This window comes from uncultured Abyssibacter sp. (assembly GCF_964000955.1).
In the GTDB taxonomy this organism is placed as follows: Bacteria; Pseudomonadota; Gammaproteobacteria; order Nevskiales; family OUC007; genus Abyssibacter.
Map to the genome: position 1 here is coordinate 1 of NZ_CAXFCL010000146.1, position 17,300 is coordinate 17,300.

14 protein-coding genes are annotated in these 17,300 nt (G+C 66.3%); 5 read left to right on the forward strand and 9 right to left on the reverse strand.

What is annotated here, in order from left to right; translation table 11 throughout:
- The 3 genes from ABNS06_RS07055 to ABNS06_RS07065 all read right to left on the reverse strand — a co-directional run.
- Positions 1-450, reverse strand: a 450-nt coding sequence (locus ABNS06_RS07055) for a VTT domain-containing protein (RefSeq protein ID WP_348673487.1), incomplete at its 3' end; no start/stop codon positions are given.
- A 36-nt stretch (positions 451-486) separates the two neighbouring features.
- Positions 487-921, reverse strand: a complete 435-nt coding sequence (locus tag ABNS06_RS07060; protein ID WP_348673489.1) for a DUF6231 family protein — start codon at positions 919-921, stop codon at positions 487-489.
- A gap of 90 nt (positions 922-1,011) precedes the next feature.
- Positions 1,012-2,322, reverse strand: coding sequence for an OmpA family protein (locus tag ABNS06_RS07065; protein ID WP_348673490.1), 1,311 nt, complete (start codon positions 2,320-2,322; stop codon positions 1,012-1,014).
- A gap of 231 nt (positions 2,323-2,553) precedes the next feature.
- On the opposite strand from ABNS06_RS07065, the gene prfB reads away from it, so the two are divergent.
- The 3 genes from prfB (at position 2,554) to ABNS06_RS07080 (ending at position 6,697) form a co-directional block, all read left to right on the forward strand.
- A protein-coding gene (prfB, locus tag ABNS06_RS07070) for a peptide chain release factor 2 (RefSeq protein WP_348673491.1) occupies positions 2,554-3,649 on the forward strand; the annotation gives its coding sequence in 2 pieces (ribosomal slippage) (positions 2,554-2,625 and positions 2,627-3,649; 1,095 coding nt in all).
- A 41-nt stretch (positions 3,650-3,690) separates the two neighbouring features.
- Positions 3,691-5,223 carry a lysine--tRNA ligase gene (gene lysS / locus ABNS06_RS07075; protein ID WP_348673492.1) on the forward strand — a complete coding sequence of 511 codons (1,533 nt, stop codon included), beginning with the start codon at positions 3,691-3,693 and terminating at the stop codon, positions 5,221-5,223.
- 130 nt (positions 5,224-5,353) lie between these two features.
- Positions 5,354-6,697, forward strand: coding sequence for a sorbosone dehydrogenase family protein (locus tag ABNS06_RS07080; protein ID WP_348673494.1), 1,344 nt, complete (start codon positions 5,354-5,356; stop codon positions 6,695-6,697).
- Between the two features lie 4 nt (positions 6,698-6,701).
- On the opposite strand, the gene ABNS06_RS07085 is transcribed toward ABNS06_RS07080, so the two are convergent.
- Positions 6,702-7,829: a DUF819 family protein gene (locus tag ABNS06_RS07085; protein WP_348673495.1), complete on the reverse strand. Its 1,128-nt coding sequence runs from the start codon at positions 7,827-7,829 to the stop codon at positions 6,702-6,704.
- 126 nt (positions 7,830-7,955) lie between these two features.
- On the opposite strand from ABNS06_RS07085, the gene ABNS06_RS07090 reads away from it, so the two are divergent.
- Positions 7,956-8,861: a hypothetical protein gene (locus tag ABNS06_RS07090; RefSeq protein ID WP_348673497.1), complete on the forward strand. Its 906-nt coding sequence runs from the start codon at positions 7,956-7,958 to the stop codon at positions 8,859-8,861.
- A gap of 5 nt (positions 8,862-8,866) precedes the next feature.
- Here ABNS06_RS07090 and ABNS06_RS07095 read toward each other — a convergent pair whose 3' ends face one another.
- Genes ABNS06_RS07095 through ABNS06_RS07115 form a run of 5 tightly spaced genes read right to left on the reverse strand, consistent with a single transcriptional unit; the run spans position 8,867 to position 16,494 of the window.
- On the reverse strand, positions 8,867-10,171 hold the full coding sequence (locus ABNS06_RS07095) for a serine hydrolase domain-containing protein (RefSeq protein WP_348673506.1): 1,305 nt from the start codon (positions 10,169-10,171) through the stop codon (positions 8,867-8,869).
- Positions 10,171-12,651 carry a TonB-dependent receptor gene (locus ABNS06_RS07100; RefSeq protein WP_348673498.1) on the reverse strand — a complete coding sequence of 827 codons (2,481 nt, stop codon included), beginning with the start codon at positions 12,649-12,651 and terminating at the stop codon, positions 10,171-10,173. The genes ABNS06_RS07095 and ABNS06_RS07100 overlap by 1 nt, the downstream gene beginning before the upstream one ends.
- Positions 12,652-12,693: 42 nt before the next feature.
- Complete coding sequence (locus ABNS06_RS07105; protein ID WP_348673500.1) at positions 12,694-14,202, reverse strand: M28 family peptidase; 1,509 nt, start codon at positions 14,200-14,202, stop codon at positions 12,694-12,696.
- Between the two features lies 1 nt (position 14,203).
- Entirely contained in the window at positions 14,204-15,688 is a 1,485-nt protein-coding gene (locus ABNS06_RS07110; protein WP_348673502.1) for a carboxylesterase family protein, read from the reverse strand.
- Entirely contained in the window at positions 15,685-16,494 is an 810-nt protein-coding gene (locus tag ABNS06_RS07115) for an alpha/beta hydrolase (RefSeq protein WP_348673503.1), read from the reverse strand. Before ABNS06_RS07115 ends, ABNS06_RS07110 begins: the two co-directional genes overlap by 4 nt.
- Before the next feature lie 106 nt (positions 16,495-16,600).
- Between ABNS06_RS07115 and ABNS06_RS07120 the strand changes: the two genes are divergently transcribed.
- On the forward strand, positions 16,601-17,290 hold the full coding sequence (locus ABNS06_RS07120) for a TetR/AcrR family transcriptional regulator (protein ID WP_348673504.1): 690 nt from the start codon (positions 16,601-16,603) through the stop codon (positions 17,288-17,290).
- Positions 17,291-17,300 lie beyond the last annotated feature (10 nt).

The window sequence follows — 17,300 nt, forward strand, 5'->3', positions numbered from 1 at the left end:
CATGCGCGTGACGGCACCGACGATGACCGCGCCCATCGTGGCGTAGACGGTGGCCCAGACCAGCCCGGAGATCAGGTTGAACGCGAGAAAGCGCAGACGCGGGATGCCAACCAGCCCCAGTGCGAACGGGATCACCGTGCGCATGCCGATCGCGAAGCGGAAACCCAGCATGGTGATGTACTGGTGCCGGATGACGAAATCCCGCACCCGCATCGCCCGTCGCGCGAAGCCGGGGTGTGACTCCATCCATCGCGGCCCCAGCGTGCGGCCCGCATAGAACCACAGTTGGTCGCCCAGCACCGCGCCGATCCAGCCGGCGACGATCACATCGCGTAGCGGGAAGTAGCCGTTGTGGGCCAGGAACACGGCCAGAAGCAGTGCGGCTTCGCCTTCGAAGATCGTTCCGATGACGACGGCGAAGATTCCATATTCGGCGACGGCGGCTTCCATCGCACAAGAATAGGGCAGTTGACGCCTTCAGGCGCGTTACCAGCGTGTCTGGCCCCAGCGCTCCGGGTGCGCCCAGTATTTCGGGTTGAGCCAGTCTGGCGTGGCCTTGTAGCTGGCGATGTCGAAGGACCAGACCTCGAAGGCCTCGGAGCGTGCGAGCACGCTGAGCCCCAGTGCGATCAGTTCCCGGTCGAAGCCGTCGTGCCGGGGTGTCAGCAGGAGCAGATGCGCGGCGCCCAGATCGCGCCAATGCGCGAGTTCGCGCGCGTCAGGACTGCCTGACCGCAGGTCGAGCAGGGCCAGTTCGACCCGTGCCGATGGCCGATCGATCCAGTCCAGCGACGGGGTTCTTGCGCGCAGGGCCCGCGGCAGTCCGGGGTCCGGACTGTCGATCCACGCCTCGTAACGATCTTCCGCGGACAGCAGGGGGCGGATCAACTCCGCCAGCATGTCGGGCAGTTGCTCACTCATGGGGCAATCCGGTGTTCGCGGGCGGTCATGACACAAAAAAAGCCCCCGGCCGTCCAGTGACGACCGGGGGCGTTGGTCCGCGATCAACCGCTATTCGAGGATCTTCAACTCGACGCGGCGGTTCAGCTCCCGGCCCTCGGCCGTATCGTTCGGAGCCACCGGTTCGGCTTCACCGTAACCCTGCACCTCCATGCGGGCCGCGTCCACGCCACGCTCGGTCAGATACTCCTTGACCGACTGGGCGCGCTGCTTGGACAGCTTGGCGTTGTAGGCGTTGGAACCCAGGCTGTCGGTGTGGCCACCGATCTCGACGTCCACCGACTCGATGGAGAGCAGGGCGTCGCCCACGGTGTCGAGAATCGCCTTGGCGTTCGGCGTCAGGCGTGCCGAATCCAGATCGAAGGTCACCCCGCGCAGGATCACGGACTGCGTGACGGCGCAGCCGTCGGCGTCGACCTGATCACCCGGTTGCGGAATGCGGCAGTCGTTGGTCAGCGCGCAACCATCGGCGAGCACCTCGACGCCGGCCGGCGTGTTCGGGCACTGATCCAGGTTGTTCAGCACGCCGTCATTGTCACCGTCCAGCGAGCAGCCCTTGGCGTCGACCGCCTGACCTGCCGGCGTGCCCGGGCACTGATCCTTGCTGTCCAGCACGCCGTCGCCGTCGGAATCACGTTCACAGCCGCGCGAATCCACCTTCGCGCCGGCCGGCGTGCCGGGGCAGGCGTCCGCGTCGTCGTTCACGCCGTCGTTATCCGAATCCTGCACGACGGGCACCAGCGCGGCTTCCTCGGCTTCCTTCTCCGCGGCGAGCGTGGCCGCGGACTTGCCGATCGTCACGTGCAGTCCCAGCGCGGCAACCGCCTCGTAGAAGCCGTCGTTGCCGGTGGTGCCGGCATCGCGGCGGCTGTGCGAATCGTAGCGATACATCGCCTGGCCGCGCACGTAGATGCGATCGGAGAAGACCGGGAAGATCGCGCCGATGCCGATGTCGCCGACCGTGCTGTCGTAGTTGGCCGGTCCACCAGCCGCCGGGTGCACCTCGGTCGTGCCGTGGCTGACGCCGATGATCCCGAACACGGGCAGCTTCTCGCGGTTCGGGAACAGCAGGAAGGACGCGCCGAAGCCCTTGAGCTCTGCACTGTCGTCGACCGTGGAGTCCTCATAGTCGGCTTCGGACAGCCAACCGGTGAGTTCGAAGTTCAGGCCGCTGGTCAGCGGCTTGCCGACGGACAGCACGCCGCCGATCGCGTCATCGAGCAGTCGATCATCGTCGACCAGCGTGTACATTGCCATCGGCGCGACGTAGAAGCGTTTGTCTTCCTGCTGCGCCTGAACCTGCGCGGTCATGCCGGCAAGCAGGACTGCAGCAACGCCGGTGGCCACCAATCGACTGATCATTCGTTTTCCCCCAATGCGGATGTTATTCACGTCTCGTCCCTCACGTGCTGTCGGTTGTTCCTTCAACCTCACTGACGCCTATTGTGCGACAGTTCAATCACGGATTGTTAACACGCGGTTCACCGGGTCGCAACCGCGGTTTCCCCTGACGCAATCGCCCGTGATGACGCCTTCGGATGGCTTGTGTATCCTTCCGCGCCCTTTTTCGGAATCCCGGTGAGCCCCGCTCCCATGGAACCCAATCAGATTTCTCAGGAGATCACGGCCCTGAAGGCGCGCTTCGACGCACTTCGGGGCTATCTTTGACGCACCGGCCAAACGCGAGCGTCTCGACGAGGTATTGGCCGAGCTCGGCCAGCCCGACGTCTGGAACGAGCCCGAGCGAGCGCAGGAGCTGGGCAAGGAGAAGGCCCGGCTGGAAGCCACGCTGGAGCCGCTGGAACAGTCCGTGACCGGGCTGGACGACGCCGAGGAGTTGCTGGAGCTCGCGCTGGAGGAATCCGACGACGAGGTGTTGCAGCAGATCATCGGTGACGTGACCCGCATCGCCAGGGCTGCCGAGACGCTGGAGTTCCAGCGCATGTTCAACGGCGAGCTGGACGAATCCAACTGCTTTGTCGACATCCAGGCGGGGTCTGGTGGCACCGAAGCCCAGGACTGGGCCGAGATGCTGCTGCGCATGTACCTGCGCTGGTGCGAGCGTCGCGGGTTCGAGACCGAATTGCTGGAATGCTCCGCCGGCGAAGTCGCGGGGATCAAGAGCGCGTCGGTGCGGGTGTCCGGCGGCTACGCCTACGGCTGGCTCCGGACCGAAACCGGCGTGCACCGGCTGGTGCGCAAGTCGCCGTTCGATTCCGGCGCGCGTCGTCACACCTCGTTCGCGGCGGTCTTCGTGTCACCGGAGATCGATGACTCCGTCGAGGTGGAGATCAATCCGGCCGATCTGCGCATCGATGTCTACCGGGCCAGCGGCGCCGGCGGCCAGCACGTCAACCGCACGGAATCGGCGGTTCGCATCACCCACGGCCCCAGCGGCGTCGTGGTGCAATGCCAGAGCGAGCGCTCGCAGCATCAGAACAAGGATCGCGCGATGAAGCAGCTCAAGGCCAAGCTGTACGAACTGGAGATGCAGAAGCGCAGCGCTGATGCCCAGGCCCTGGAGGACAGCAAGTCCGACATCGGCTGGGGCAGCCAGATTCGCTCCTACGTGCTGGACCAGTCGCGGATCAAGGATTTGCGCACCAATGTCGAGGTGGGCAACACCCAGGCCGTGCTGGACGGCGATCTCGACCCGTTTATCGAAGCGTCCCTGAAGCAGGGCGTGTGATCATTCGCTCCGCCGCGGCGGAGCCCGACCGAAGCTGACCGATGACCGATACGCCCGAACAGACCCCGCAGGCCGAGGCCGCCGAGGACGAGAACAAGCTGATCGCCCAGCGTCGGGAGAAGCTGGCCGAGCTGCGCCAGGGCGAGGGAGCGGCGTTCCCGAACGATTTTCGCCGCGACGCGCTGGCCGCCGATTTGCACGGCATGTACGGCGAACGCGACGCCGAGACGCTGGAAGGCCTGAGCGCCACGGTGGCGATCGCCGGTCGCATCATGAGCCGGCGGATCATGGGCAAGGCCAGCTTCGTCGACATCCAGGACTCGTCCGGCCGCATTCAGCTTTTCGTGCGCAAGAATGATCTGCCCGAGGGCGTCTACGACGCGTTCAAGGGCTGGGATATCGGCGATGTGGTCGGCGCCACCGGCCGCGTGTTCAAGACCAAGGCCGGCGAGCTGTCCGTCTGGTGCGACAGCCTGCGCCTGCTGACCAAGTCGCTGCGCCCGTTGCCGGAGAAGTGGGCCGGGCTCACCGACACCCAGACCCGCTATCGCCAGCGCTATGTCGATCTGATCGTCAACCCGGATGTGCGCGAGGTGTTCCGCAAGCGCGCCGCCATCGTCCGCTTCATCCGCCACTTCATGGACAGCCTCGGCTACCAGGAAGTGGAAACGCCGATGATGCAGCCGCTGCCCGGCGGCGCCGCGGCCAAGCCCTTCGTGACGCATTACAACGCGCTGGGCAGTGATTTCTATCTGCGCATCGCACCGGAGCTGTACCTCAAGCGGCTGGTGGTCGGCGGCATCGAGCGTGTCTACGAGATCAACCGCAATTTCCGGAACGAGGGTGTGTCCACGCGCCACAATCCGGAATTCACCATGCTGGAGTTCTATCAGGCCTACGCGGACTACAACGACCTGATGGACCTGACCGAGACCATGCTTCGGGACCTGGCGCTGTCGGTGACCGGTGACAGCGTCGTGGTCTACCAGGGCGAGTCCTACGACCTTGGCCAGCCGTTCACGCGGCTGACGCTGCGTGATTCGCTGCTGGCGTACAACGACGATCTGGATGCGAGCAAGCTCGAAGATGTTGACTACCTGAAGGCGCAGCTTGAGCGCCACGGCGTGCCGGTGCCCAAGGATGCGGGCTTCGGCAAGCTGCAGCTCGAACTGTTCGAGAAAACCGTCGAGGACCGGCTGATGCAGCCGACCTTCATCACCGAGTATCCGACCGAGGTGTCGCCGCTGGCACGCCGCAGTGATGCCAACCCGGACGTGACCGACCGTTTCGAGTTCTTCCTGGCCGGGCGCGAGATCGCCAACGGATTCTCGGAGCTCAACGACCCGGAGGATCAGGCCGAGCGCTTCAAGGCCCAGGTGGCCGCGAAGGCCGGTGGCGACGACGAGGCCATGGCCTTCGACGCCGACTACATCCGGGCGCTGGAGTACGGCCTGCCGCCCACGGCCGGCGAGGGCATCGGCATCGATCGTCTGGTGATGTTCCTGACCGACTCGCCGTCGATTCGCGACGTGTTGCTGTTCCCGCAGCTTCGTCAGGTGACCGAGGGCGGCTAGCCCGGCGGAGGATCGGACATCGGGTCCGGTCGCCCTGCTTGAAAGCGCCGCGGCGCACGCTAAGGTGCGATGCTCGTGTCGCGGAGCGACGGCCGGGTTCGGTCGCCGATTGCAGCAAAGGAGAGCGTCCATGGCAGGGAAGCGTCATCTGGTCCGTTTGATTGTCGTCCTGGTGGTCATCATTGGCCTGATCCTGCTGGTCAGGCAGCTGATGTTCCCCGAGGCGGCGACGCTCCCCGTCGAGGCAGGGCAGGGGCCCGATCCGACCCTGCCGCCGCCGACCAAGACGCTGATGCCCACGGTCAACGTGGCCCCCGCGGTGGGCTGGCCGCTGGATGCCGCGCCCACCGCGGCGCAAGGTTTGCGGGTGACCGCGTTCTCCACCGGGCTGGAACACCCGCGCTGGCTTTATCGCCTGCCCAACGGCGACATTCTGGTCGCCGAGTCCAACGCCCCGGCCAAGGACAGTGGCGGATTGAAGGACTGGGTCGCCGGCAAGATCATGGCGCGAGCCGGTGCCGGCGTGACCAGCCCGGACCGGATCACGCTGCTGCGCGACACCGACGGCGATGGCTCCGCGGACGAGCGTTCCAAGTTCCTGGAAGAACTGCACTCGCCGTTCGGGATGGCGCTGATCGGCGACGACTTCTACGTCGCCCACGCCGATTCGGTCTGGCGCTACGAGTATCCCGATGGTGCCCTGGTGATCGATGACCCGGGCGAGAAGGTCGTCGACCTGCCTGCCGGGATCAATCATCACTGGACCAAGAATCTGCTTGCCAGCCCGGACGGCTCCAGGCTTTACGTGGCGGTGGGGTCGAACAGCAACGTTGGCGAACGCGGCATGGCGGCCGAGGAAGGCCGCGCGGCGATCTGGGAGCTGGACGTGGCCAGCGGCGAGATGCGCCTGTTCGCCACCGGTCTGCGCAATCCCGTCGGCATGGACTGGGAGCCGGAGACGGGTGCGCTGTGGACCGTGGTCAACGAACGTGACGAGATCGGCAGCGATCTGGTGCCGGATTACGCCACCTCGGTTCAGGACGGCGGCTTCTACGGCTGGCCGTACAGCTACTACGGCCAGCATGTCGATGCGCGCGTCCAGCCGCAGAAACCGGAGCTGGTCGAGCGCGCCATCGTGCCGGACTATGCACTCGGTGCACACACCGCCTCGCTGGGACTGACCTTCGCCGATGAATCGGGGCTCGGGGACGGCTGGCGACAGGGCATGTTCATCGGCCAGCACGGCTCCTGGAACCGGCGGCCGAAAAGCGGCTACAAGGTGATCTACGTGCCGTTCGAGAATGGCAGCCCCGCGGGCAAGCCGGTCGACGTGCTGACAGGCTTTCTCAGCGACGACGAGGAAGCGCTTGGCCGGCCCGTCGGCGTGATCTTCGATGCCGCCGGCAGCCTGCTGGTGGCCGATGACGTTGGCAACACGATCTGGCGAGTCAGCGCTGCCGACGGCGGATCCTGACCGCTCAGCCGAGCAGATGGGCGATGGATACGCCCACCAGGGTGCCGCCAGCGTAACCCAGCGTGCCGACCAGCACGGCCGGCGTGACCAGTCCGGGCCAGTGCTTGCCGGCTGCCATCGCCGCCGCCGTCGTGGGTCCGCCCAGGTTGGCGTTGGAGGCGACGACCAGTTCCGGCAGTGACAGGCCCGCGATCCGGCCGGCGATCAGCATGACCAGCAGATGGATGCTCAGCACCCCGGCGGCCAGGAAGAACACGGTGGGGCCCGCCGACATCGCCACCCAGATGTTCGCGCTGGCGCCGATGGTCGCGAAGAACACCTGCATCAGCAGATAGCCGAAGGGTTCGGCGGCCGTCAGACGCCGCGCCGTGGGCGGGCGCAGTGTCGCCACCGCCACCGACAGTACCGTGATGATCAGCACCGCCGATCCGCGCACCCCGGTGAGCGTCTGCATGCCGTAGCCAATGGCGCAGACGATCGCGGCGAAGGCCAGACCGCTGGCCAGCGAGCCGGTGTCGGCGTCGGGCGTGTCGGTGCCGGCTTGTTCGGTGATCGCGGCCGCGGGCGGACGAAAGCGGCGGGCGATCAGCGGGATGCCGGGCAGCGCGAACAGAATCACGAAGAACACCGTCATCAGCAGATTGTCCGCGGCGACAGCGGCGCTGAGGATCGCGCCGTCGGTCAGATTCACCGCCTGCGCGGTCGCGGCGAAGTTCATCGACCCGCCGATGTAGGTCGCGGCGAACACCGCGGACAGCTGCGCATCCAGTTCCCCCAGCGGCAGCAGGCTGCGCATGACCAGCACGCCGGCCACCGTACCCGCCGCGCCGATCACGAACGCCAGCAGCATCGGGCCGGATTCGCGGGCGATGCGGCGCAGGTCGGCGCGCAGCAGCAACAGCGGAATCGCCAGCGGGACGGCGATGCTCCAGACCTGATCGTAGATTGGTGCCGCCACCGGCACGACGCCGGTGTTGGTCAGCACGAAGGTGACCAGAATCGACACCACCGCGCCGGACACCCGGCTTCCCCAGGGCTGGCGATCGGCCCACAGGCCCACGGCCGCCGCCGTCAGCAGAATGGCCAGTAACAGCCAAGTCTGATCGGCCGAAATCAGCGCCGTCTCGTTCATGATCCTCTCCCCGATCTTGTCGTCCCCGTCCCGCGAGGCATCCGCTCCCGTCGAATGCTCGCGGCCCCAGTCTCCACGGGGACGTGTCAAGAAAGCGTGTGGGTCGCGGAATATCAGGCGCCGTGCTTGAATCCGTTCATGCGATGGACAGCCGTGGCAATCGTGGTGCTGGGAACGGCGTTCTGGTGGTTCACCGGGCGATTCGGTGAGCGGGGCGTGCCGGCTCCGGTTTCGCCGGCATCGACGCAATCGGCCGCTGCGAATAGCGGTGATGAGGCTCGGTTGCCACGAGCACCTTCCGATAAAGGGGATGCGGACGAGGGTGCGCCAAACAACAGCATGACGGCGTCGAGCCCCGCCGATTTCCCGAACCCGTGGTCAGCCCCCGGCGCCACGCCGACGGACGAGTCAAGCCAGATCGCTTCCGATCGGTCGGCCACGGGGCCCGGTAAGCACGACGAAGAGCTCGCTGAGCGAGATGTCGGCAACGAGGGTTCGTCCAACGACACTGCCGCAGTGTTGGATTCGAGCGACGAAGCTCCTTCTGATGATGAGGATGCGGGTACGCGTCCCTGCGATCCGATTGTCCCGGCCCATGACGGGAGCGCGTTTGACCTGCGCTCGGCCCACTCATTTGTTGAGGCCGGGGAGCAATGGGCGATCCGCTATGCCGGGCCTGCATCTCGCAACCCGAATTTCGCTGGCAGCAACAACTCCGGGAAGCAAACCGTTGAGCGTTTGTCGGACATGGTCTGCGACTTGCTGCCATGGACTGATGACCTGCCGGAAGCCCGCTATCGCCTGGTGCTTCTCAACACCGAGTCCGATGCGACGCTGTGGTTGGGCGAGCACTGGCTCAGCGACGGTGAGCGACTGGTACCCATCGACTCGGATGAGTACGCCCGGATGGCGCGCTTGTTCGAGAACCGTCGGGCATTCGACCTGGCCAACGGTCTGGAGCCGACGACAACGGCGCAATTCGAAGCGGATCTTGCCGCTCGGCGAGCGAGGGGGTCACCCGGAGGTGGGTGATGCTGTCAGTCGCGCGCCGCGTTCACGGGAAACCGGGCGGCGATCTCGCGCAGGTAGGCGTAGGCGCTCTTGTCCTTGGATGTGGCGTACATGGCGATGACCACGTCGCGCGCCGGTGACACGTACAGGGCCTGACCGTCGAAGCCGGACTTGAACAGGTCGCCGTCCGCAAACAGCGCGTCCCACTGGGCAAGCGCGTTGACGGGGCGCTCGCCGAGTCGACGTTGCGCCGCGGTCGCCGCCGCGGGCGTATTCAGATACGCCTGATTGCGCCCGCTGTCGGTGATGCGTTCGAGCACGCGGCGGGGCAGCACCGATTCGTCATGTCCGCTCGGCGTGAACAACAGGCCCAGCCGGCCCAGGTCGCGCAGGCGTGACGAAAACATGCCGTGAGCGATGGCCCGCCCATCGGGGGTCAGTCCGAGCAGTCCGTCGCCCTCGGCGCCGATGCGCGACCAGATGCGCCGGGTGACGACCTCGCCGAAACGCTGGCCGGTCGCGTGCTCGATCAGCAACGCCAGCACATTGGTATTGGCCGAGGAATAACCGTAGGCCGTCCCGGGCTCGCGGGCCGACCGCATCCGCCGCAGCGCCTGATCGTGCCCGATCGCCGCGTGGCCCGCGGGTGCTTGCAGGATGCCCTCGGCGTGGATCAGGCCACCGATGCCGGAGTCGGGATCGACATAGGCTTCCGCGCTGTCCAGCGCCGCGATCCCGCTGGTCATGTCGAGCACCTGACCCACCTGCACGCCATCCCAGCCGCTGTTCTTCAATTCGGGGAGATAGGCGACGACATTCCGGTCGCGCTCCAGCTGGCCCTCGTCGATGAGCAGTTCGGTCAGCACTCCGGCGAGCACCTTGGCCACCGACCACCACAGGTGGCTGTCGTCTTCCCGCATGCCGGGATAGCGTTCGAACACGATGTCGCCTTGGTGGATCACCAGCAGGCCCTGTATCCGGCTGCGCGGATCGTTCATCAGTGCGTCGAGCGTGAGGTGCCCCAGTGCCGTTTCCACCCGAACGGATCCGAGTTCCGGGCGGGCCCGACGGGGCATGACCCGGATACCGCCCGCGCGGGGGGTAACCTGGTGCGGGAAGAACTGCGCCATGTTCAGGTAGGCATAAAGCGCCTGATTCCCGCCGGTTGCGAGCTGCTGCGGAGCGAACTGCCCGAGCACTCGGGCCGCCTGATCGGCGGTGAAACCGTCGCGCGCGACCGAGACCGGCCACGGGGTGGGCGCCGGGTCCTGCGCGCGGGCCGGGCCGGGGGCAAGCAGCGTCAGCGCGACCAGGGCGAGGACACGTCGCATCACTGGAACTCCAGACCCAGGCGTGCCGTCATCGTCCTCGGCGCGTTGAGAATGTAGAAATCGCTGCCGACCGAGGATCCGATGATGTTCACCGGCGCCGTCTCGTTCGTCAGGTTCATCACGTTCAGTGCCAGCGACGGTCGGCCGGGCAGCGACGGCACGCTGAAGTTCAGCCCCAGGTTGACCGTGCCGTAGTCGTTGACCGTCTTGTCGCTGTCGATCTGGTAGTAGGTCTCACCGACGTAGGCGTAGCCGACCAGGGCCGACACGTTGACGGTCCAGTCGGGCGAGCCGACGAAGGCCAGATTCGCGCTGTACTGGTATTCGGCCGAACCCGGCAGCGGCGTGCCGGCCGGCACCACACTGTTTCCGGCCTCGAAGGGTTCGGTGGTGTGAGCGTCGACCATGCCCCCGCTCAGCGACAGGATCACGCCCGGGATCGGCGTGAGCCAGCGCAGGCTGGCTTCGATGCCGTCGCTTTCCGCGCTGCCGACGTTGTCGTAGTAGTTGATCTGGATCGCGTTCTTCAACACGACCAGGGCATCGGTGTAGTCGATGTGAAAGGCGGTGAGATCGAACTCCAGCAGGTTGTCGAACCAGCGCGTGCGCAGCCCGAGTTCGTAGTTCCAGATGTAGTCCGACTCGTAGGTTCCGGGCACGTTCTGCGCTTCGTCCTCGGGAATGTTCTGAATGCCGCCGAAGCGGAATCCCTTGTTGGCCAGCACGTAGAGCGAGTGATCGTCGGTGAACCGGAAGGTCACGGCGGCCTTGGGATTGATGCCCTCATCGGTGATGGTGGTGGTGAAATCCGCCGGTGACATGCCGTTGTTCACCAGCCGCGCACCAATGCCCTGGCCGGTGAATCCCCCGGAGACCGCGGTGCGGTAGAGCCGTGCTCCGAGTGACAGTTCCACTGCGTGCCAGGGTGACCAGGTCACGTCGAAGAACAGCGCCCGCTCTTCCGCCAGCGCGTTGGTTTCCGCGCAAAGCACCGACAGCTCGCAGGCGAGGTTGTCGGAGCCGGGCACGAGCGTTTCCAGCAGGCCGGACAGCGTGTCCTCAAGGCCCAGCGTGTCGGCGAGATCGTAGACGATCTGCAGCGTGTCCTCGGTCAGTGTTCCGGCCTGATTCAGCGCTTCGGCATTCAGTTCGAGGAAGTAGCGAATCGGTGATCGCAGATAGTAGGCGCCCACCAGCCATTCCAGCGCGCCGCCGCCGGTGGATTGCAGCCTCAGTTCCTGCTGGAAGGAGGTCGATTCCTGGTCGGTGAGAAACGGGATCGCCAGCAGGTCGGGCGTGCTCGGCAGCGGCTGGCCGAGCAGGCTGCCGTAGGTGTCGATGATGTTGAAGCGCTCCTTCTCGGTCCTGGAGCTGGAGGACACCAGTCGCACATGGTCCCAGTCGTACTGGGCTTCCAGGTTGTACAGGGCGAAGCGATGGCGGTTGGGCCAGGGCAGCAGGGAGCCGCGGGTCGCACGCGGTCCGTCCGCGGAACCCGCCAGTATCAGCCCGTTCGCCGCGTCGTAGTCCTGATCGAGGTAGGTGAACTTGAACTGCAGGGCGTCGGTGGGCTGCCACAGCAACGCGGCGCGAAACTGATCGCCTTCCCCGCGGTTCACGTCCTTGGCGGCCTGTTCCCGCCGCAGGTCATCGGTCACACCGGGATACTCCCGACGGATGTAGGCCAGGCGCGCACCGAGGTTGCCGGAGTCGCCCAGCAGCGGCGCGTTGACGACCACGCCCTGCGCGAATGCCCGCGAGCCCTCGTCCGGCACGATGGACTGGGCGAAATAGCGTGTTTCCCACTCGTCCGGGATCGGGTCGTTCAGGCGGTAGCGCAGCACGCCGGCCAGCGCAGCGCCGCCGAACAGGGTTCCCTGGGGCCCCTTGAGCACCTCCACGGCAGCAAGGTCGAAGGCCGACAGATCCGGCGTGATGCTGGCCGCATAGGGTTCGTTCAGCGCGGTGTCGCCGATGAAGATGCCGACCGGGTACGGCACGGTGCTGGTCGGTGACGCACTGGTGGAGATGCCCCGAACGACGATGCGTTGATCACCCGGCCGCGCGGAGTTTCCGGTCACGCCCGGGGTTTTCTCGAGCACGTCGTTGATGCTCAGCACACCCTGGTCTTCCAGCGATTCGCCATCGATCGCGGAAATGGAGATCGGAATGTCCCGCAGTGACTTCTCGCGCTTGGTCGCGGTCACGACAATCTCCTCCAGGACGGCGCGGTCGCGGGGTTTCGGCGGCGGTCGGTGAGGTTCCTGTTCGTCGAGATGGATCACCTCGACCTCCGGGGCCTCGTCGTCCTGCGCATCGGCGTTTTCCGGATCAGCGGAATCGGGGCCGCCCCCGTCTTCGCGGGGAACGTCGTCCTGTTCATCGAACAGGAACCCCAGGCCGTCATCGGCGCGCGCAGTGCCGGTGTGCGTGGCCAGGATCAGAACGACCACAATCGCTGACAGTGGTCTGCGAATCACGTGCATATCCGTCTCGCTCCATGCGGGAGTTATTGCTTGTTGTCATGTGTCGCCATGTCGCCGCTCACAGGCGGGCAGGGCGCGGTCGCCAGGTGGCTGGTATTCGCTTGCGCGCAACGAGGCGGCGTCGATCCCCTCCAGCCCCCGAACAATGTCAATCACCGCCGCCGTCACCGGTTCCAGCGAATCGCCATGGACCATGTCCAGACGATCCGCGGGATCGAACAGGTACATGGGTGCGGGGAGAAAACTGACCGCGGGCGTGGTGGGGAAGAACAGGGATGCGTCCGTTGGCGGGCGCGTTGCCTCGGGTTTGGGCCAGCCGTACGGCGGCATCATCAGCGAGCGTCCCAGGTCATGGCTGCAGATCGCCTCGGCGACCAACCGCTCCAGTGCGGGCATGTAACTGGTGAACCACCAGCGCACTTCGGGCTTTTCGGTGGGGACCAGCTGGCCGTCGGAGACCGTCGCTTCCCGCGCGACATGCTCCAGGTGGATCGCCGCGACCACCTTGGTTCGCAACAGCTCCGCGTATGTCTTGGCGGTGTGATGCAGTCCGGCGCCATGCGACATGTGCCCGCCCTGAAGCAGAAACATCATGTTGTGCGGCCGCTGCTCGGCGGGTACGCGCGCCCAGTACTGAGCCTGGGCGAGCACCATGGCCACGCCGCTGGCGTCCTCCACCGCGGAATTCCACGGGCCGTCGTGATGGGTGCCGATCAGGATCCACTCGTCCGACTGGCCGGGCAGTACGCCGACGACGTTGTGTGACACGCTTTCACGGAGCTCCCGGTGCACGCTGATGCGCGCTTCCGTCGGGCCCTGCCGCATGAGAGACAGCAGGCGGTCGCCATTGGCCCGACTCAGATACAGTCCTGGGATGTCCCGGGGGCGGGCGTCGTAGGGCACGTAGTAGCGATCGCCCTGCCAGGGAAAATCGAGTATCCCGAGCCAGGCCCGGGCGCCCGCGGCAATGGCCGGTTCCAGCACATGCTGGAACCGGCGGCCCATCGGCACCGTCTGGTCCAGCGTGTCGAAATCGCCGTCGGGATCGTGGTGCCAGCGGGCGACCTGATCGCGCATCCGCTGCTGGCTGAACTCCATCAGCTGGTAGGGCTCGACGGCGATGCTGCCCGCCCGGATCGCCGTGTCGGCGTCCGTCAGCTGCAATTCGCCGGTCAGCCCGGCGGCTTCGGCTGATAGTGGCACGGGCCAGGCTGACAGCATGACGGTCTTGTCCTGCTCGCCGCGTGGCCAGACCGCCAGCGACCAGCTTTTCGCCTCCCAGCGCAGCACTTCGAACGGTTCCAGGCGGACATCCTGCAGGCCGAATTCGATGAACCGGTCACGCCCCCAGCGTTCCACCCATTCGTCCGCCGCATAGCCGGGACGGCGAATGCCCTGGCGTTCGATTGCGCTGATCCACTCCAGCATCGTCGCCTTGTCGGCCGGCATCGGTTCCTTCGCGATGCCCGTCGTCGGCATCGCCACCAGCAGCGCCGCCACCAGTGCGACAGGGCCGGTCGAACTCAACAGTCTGTCTGCGGACATGTCACCGAATCCGTTTCATTTGTTCACGGTCATCCCAGGCCGGCCAGTCGTCTCCCAGCGGATCGGGGTCGGCCTGGCGGATGAAGTTCGCGATGGCCACCGCCATGTCCCGATGGATCAACTCGCGATCGGCCAGTGTTCGTGGCGACCAGGCGAACCGGAAGAAATGCGGTTGCTGTTCCTGGAAATTGCCGAACACGAAGGGAATGTCCAGGCCATGGCAGGCGCCGAAGATGTCGCGCCACGGCGGCTCGAAATCATCCCAGGCAAACACGTAGCGATAGACCGGAACGCCGGTCTCGCGCAGCAGTTCCGCGCTGTTGTCCAGGCGCCTATTGACGAGGCCGTTGAACAGACGACTGGCGATGCGAAACCGGAGATTGGCGAACAAGGACAGCAGGTCGGCGCGGCGCGCGTCCTCGTGGTTCTGGAACCGGTTCCAGAGTTCCTGCCGGTCGAGATGGCTGTAGCGAAAGACCAGCAGCATGCTGGCCTCGTTGTCGACGTTGCCGATCAGCGTCGGGACGGCGTTGAGCAGGCCCGCCGCCGAGTCGGGATCGGCATCCGGCAGCACGGTGCCGTCGCGAAATCCGCCCATCGCCTTGAGATCGGCGCCGGCTTCCAGCACCTGGGCCGTGGTCAGCGCCCGGAGGTCGTCGGCATCGCTGATGTCGTGGCCCGTTTCGGTCAGCTTGTCGACAAAGCGCCGGGCGCGCTTGTCCAGCGCCGCCTCATCGTGACTCAGCGGGATTCCGGACAGCGAGATCGCTCGCGAGAACAGCCCTGTGGCCAGCGGGGAGCGAAACAGGGACCACAGGCTGACCGCGCCGGCCGAGTGCCCCATCACGGTGACCCGTTCCGGGTCTCCACCAAAGGCGGCGACATTGTTCTGGAGCCAGCGTAGCGCCGCGATCTGATCCAGCAGGCCGAAGGCGCCGGAATCGTCCAGCGGGTCTCCCGTCTTCAGTTCGGGGCGGTGCAGTCCGCCCAAGATGCCCAGCCGGTACTGGATCGACACGACGACGGCGTCGAGCTCGTGAGCCAGACGGCTGCCATCGTAGGCGGGCAACGACGCGCTGCCTGCGATGCCCGCGCCTCCGTGGACGAACACCAGCACCGGTCTCGGCGGACCGGCATCGGACGTCGGCACCCAGACGTTGAGATAAAGGCAGTCCTCCGACCCGTAGGGCTGGCCGAAGGTGGCCGCATCGTCGCTCGCGAAGAAGTTGCCGATCTGGGCGCAGGCCGGCGCGAACTCCGTCGCCGTCCGGGTGCCCTGCCAGGGCTCGGGTGGTTGCGGCGCCCGCCACCGCAGTGCTCCCGTGGGAGGCGCCGCGAACGGGATTCCCAGATAGCGGGTCACCGGCATGCCGTCGTCGGCCGCCTGTCCTTGCAGCCATCCGGTCTCGGTGCGGATGACGTCCGGAGCGGCCGCGGCGGTGCCCGCGAGGCAGGCCATCAGCACGCCGGTCAGCAGCTGCCTCATGCCGTCGCCTCCATCGTCTCGCCATCGAGGAATGACAGCAGCACGGCGTTGAACGCCTGTGGTCGCTCGACCGTGACCGCGTGGCGTGCGTCCTCGATGACGGCCAGCCGGGCGCCGGGTATGCGCGCGCAGTCATCGCGCTTGTCCTGCAAGGGCGTGTAGTCCTGATCCGCCGCGACGATCAGCGTGGGGCAACGGATATCACCCAGCCGGTGCACCACCGACCACGCCGCCAGGCCGCGCAACGCGGCCAGGTAGCTGGTTTGGTCATTGTCGCCGAAGCGCTCGATGAACCAGGCTTGCAGTCCTGGCTGATCGGGGAACAGCCGCCCGGCCAGGATACGTCCCAGACGGGGCAGACCCAGCAGCCGCACGATCAGCAGACGCTGCCAGTACGTCAGCCGTTCTCGCCAGCTACGGGGCGCAAAGGCCGACCGGCTGTTGACCACGGTCAGTGACCGAACCCGCTCGGGAAAGTCCAGCGCCATCTGCAATGCGATGGCTCCCCCCATCGACATGCCGACGACATCGGCGCGGTCGATGCCCTCCCGCATGAGCAGTGTCGCCATGTCGGCGGCCTGTTCCGCGATGTCGATCGCTCCCGAGGCCGGGGACGAGATTCCGTGTCCTCGCAGGTCGGGCGCGATGACGGTGAAGCGGCCCGCCAGCGCCAGGGTCTGGGGCTCCCAGTCCCGCGCGCCGGACCCCAGTCCGTGCAGCAGCAGAACGGCAGGTCCCGTACCGGTCTTCCTGTAGCTCAGGCGGCTGCCCCCATGGGACATCACCAGTTCGTCGTGGTCTGGCACGTCTCCTCCTGAGCCCGGGTCACGATCTGAAATCTACACTAACGTTTGTTCTATTTATTGGTCAATACTCGCTGGCTAAGTAGCTGCTCCAACGGCTACCATTCCCATGACCACACAAACCATTGTTCTAGTCATGTCCGTTTCCGCCAGCAGGAACGTCAGCAATCGCCGTATCGTCGCCCGCACGACGGAACTGCCCGAGCAGGTTGATCTGCGCCGGGCGCGTGGGCGAATCCTGGTGGCGGCGCTGCATCTGTTCGCCGATCAGGGGTATGGCGGTACATCCGTCCGCGACATCTGTGGTCGGGCGGGGGTGCAGCCGACGACCATGTACGCGCATTTCCCTTCGAAGGAGGACGTTCTGGCCGAGCTGTTGCGGATCGGCCACGAGGAGCTTTATCGGCGTCTTCGCAGCGCACTGCTGGATGTGGAGCCGGACCCGCGCGTCCGGCTCGAGGCCCTGGTCCGGGCCCACGTGCATTCGCATTGCGAATTTCCGATGCTCGCCGTGGTCGCGAATGCGGAGCTGCACGCGCTGTCGGAACACAAGTCCGAATCGATCCTCGCGGTTCGCCAGCAGTCGGAATCGCTGCTGGTGGACGTGCTCGAACGAGGCGTGCAATGCGGCCAGTTCAAGGTGGCGGACATGCTGCTGACGCTGCGGGCGATCAGCGCCATCGGTACGCGCGTGGCGTTCTGGTACGGCCCCGACTGTGGCCGTACTCCGGAGCAGATCGCGGATACGTTCGCGGCGTTTGCCGCCAGCATCGTTGGGCTGCCGCCCCGGTCAGGCTAGGGCGCGGCGG

What these genes read in the sequence shown, in the direction of transcription:
- ABNS06_RS07085 (WP_348673495.1), bottom strand. Translation starts at nt 7,829, where the DNA reads ATGAACGAGACGGCGCTGATTTCGGCCGATCAGACTTGGCTGTTACTG.
- lysS (WP_348673492.1), top strand. Translation starts at nt 3,691, where the DNA reads ATGACCGATACGCCCGAACAGACCCCGCAGGCCGAGGCCGCCGAGGAC.
- ABNS06_RS07080 (WP_348673494.1), top strand. Translation starts at nt 5,354, where the DNA reads ATGGCAGGGAAGCGTCATCTGGTCCGTTTGATTGTCGTCCTGGTGGTC.
- ABNS06_RS07060 (WP_348673489.1), bottom strand. Translation starts at nt 921, where the DNA reads ATGAGTGAGCAACTGCCCGACATGCTGGCGGAGTTGATCCGCCCCCTG.
- ABNS06_RS07110 (WP_348673502.1), bottom strand. Translation starts at nt 15,688, where the DNA reads ATGAGGCAGCTGCTGACCGGCGTGCTGATGGCCTGCCTCGCGGGCACC.
- ABNS06_RS07105 (WP_348673500.1), bottom strand. Translation starts at nt 14,202, where the DNA reads ATGTCCGCAGACAGACTGTTGAGTTCGACCGGCCCTGTCGCACTGGTG.
- ABNS06_RS07065 (WP_348673490.1), bottom strand. Translation starts at nt 2,322, where the DNA reads ATGATCAGTCGATTGGTGGCCACCGGCGTTGCTGCAGTCCTGCTTGCC.
- ABNS06_RS07120 (WP_348673504.1), top strand. Translation starts at nt 16,601, where the DNA reads ATGACCACACAAACCATTGTTCTAGTCATGTCCGTTTCCGCCAGCAGG.
- ABNS06_RS07095 (WP_348673506.1), bottom strand. Translation starts at nt 10,171, where the DNA reads ATGCGACGTGTCCTCGCCCTGGTCGCGCTGACGCTGCTTGCCCCCGGC.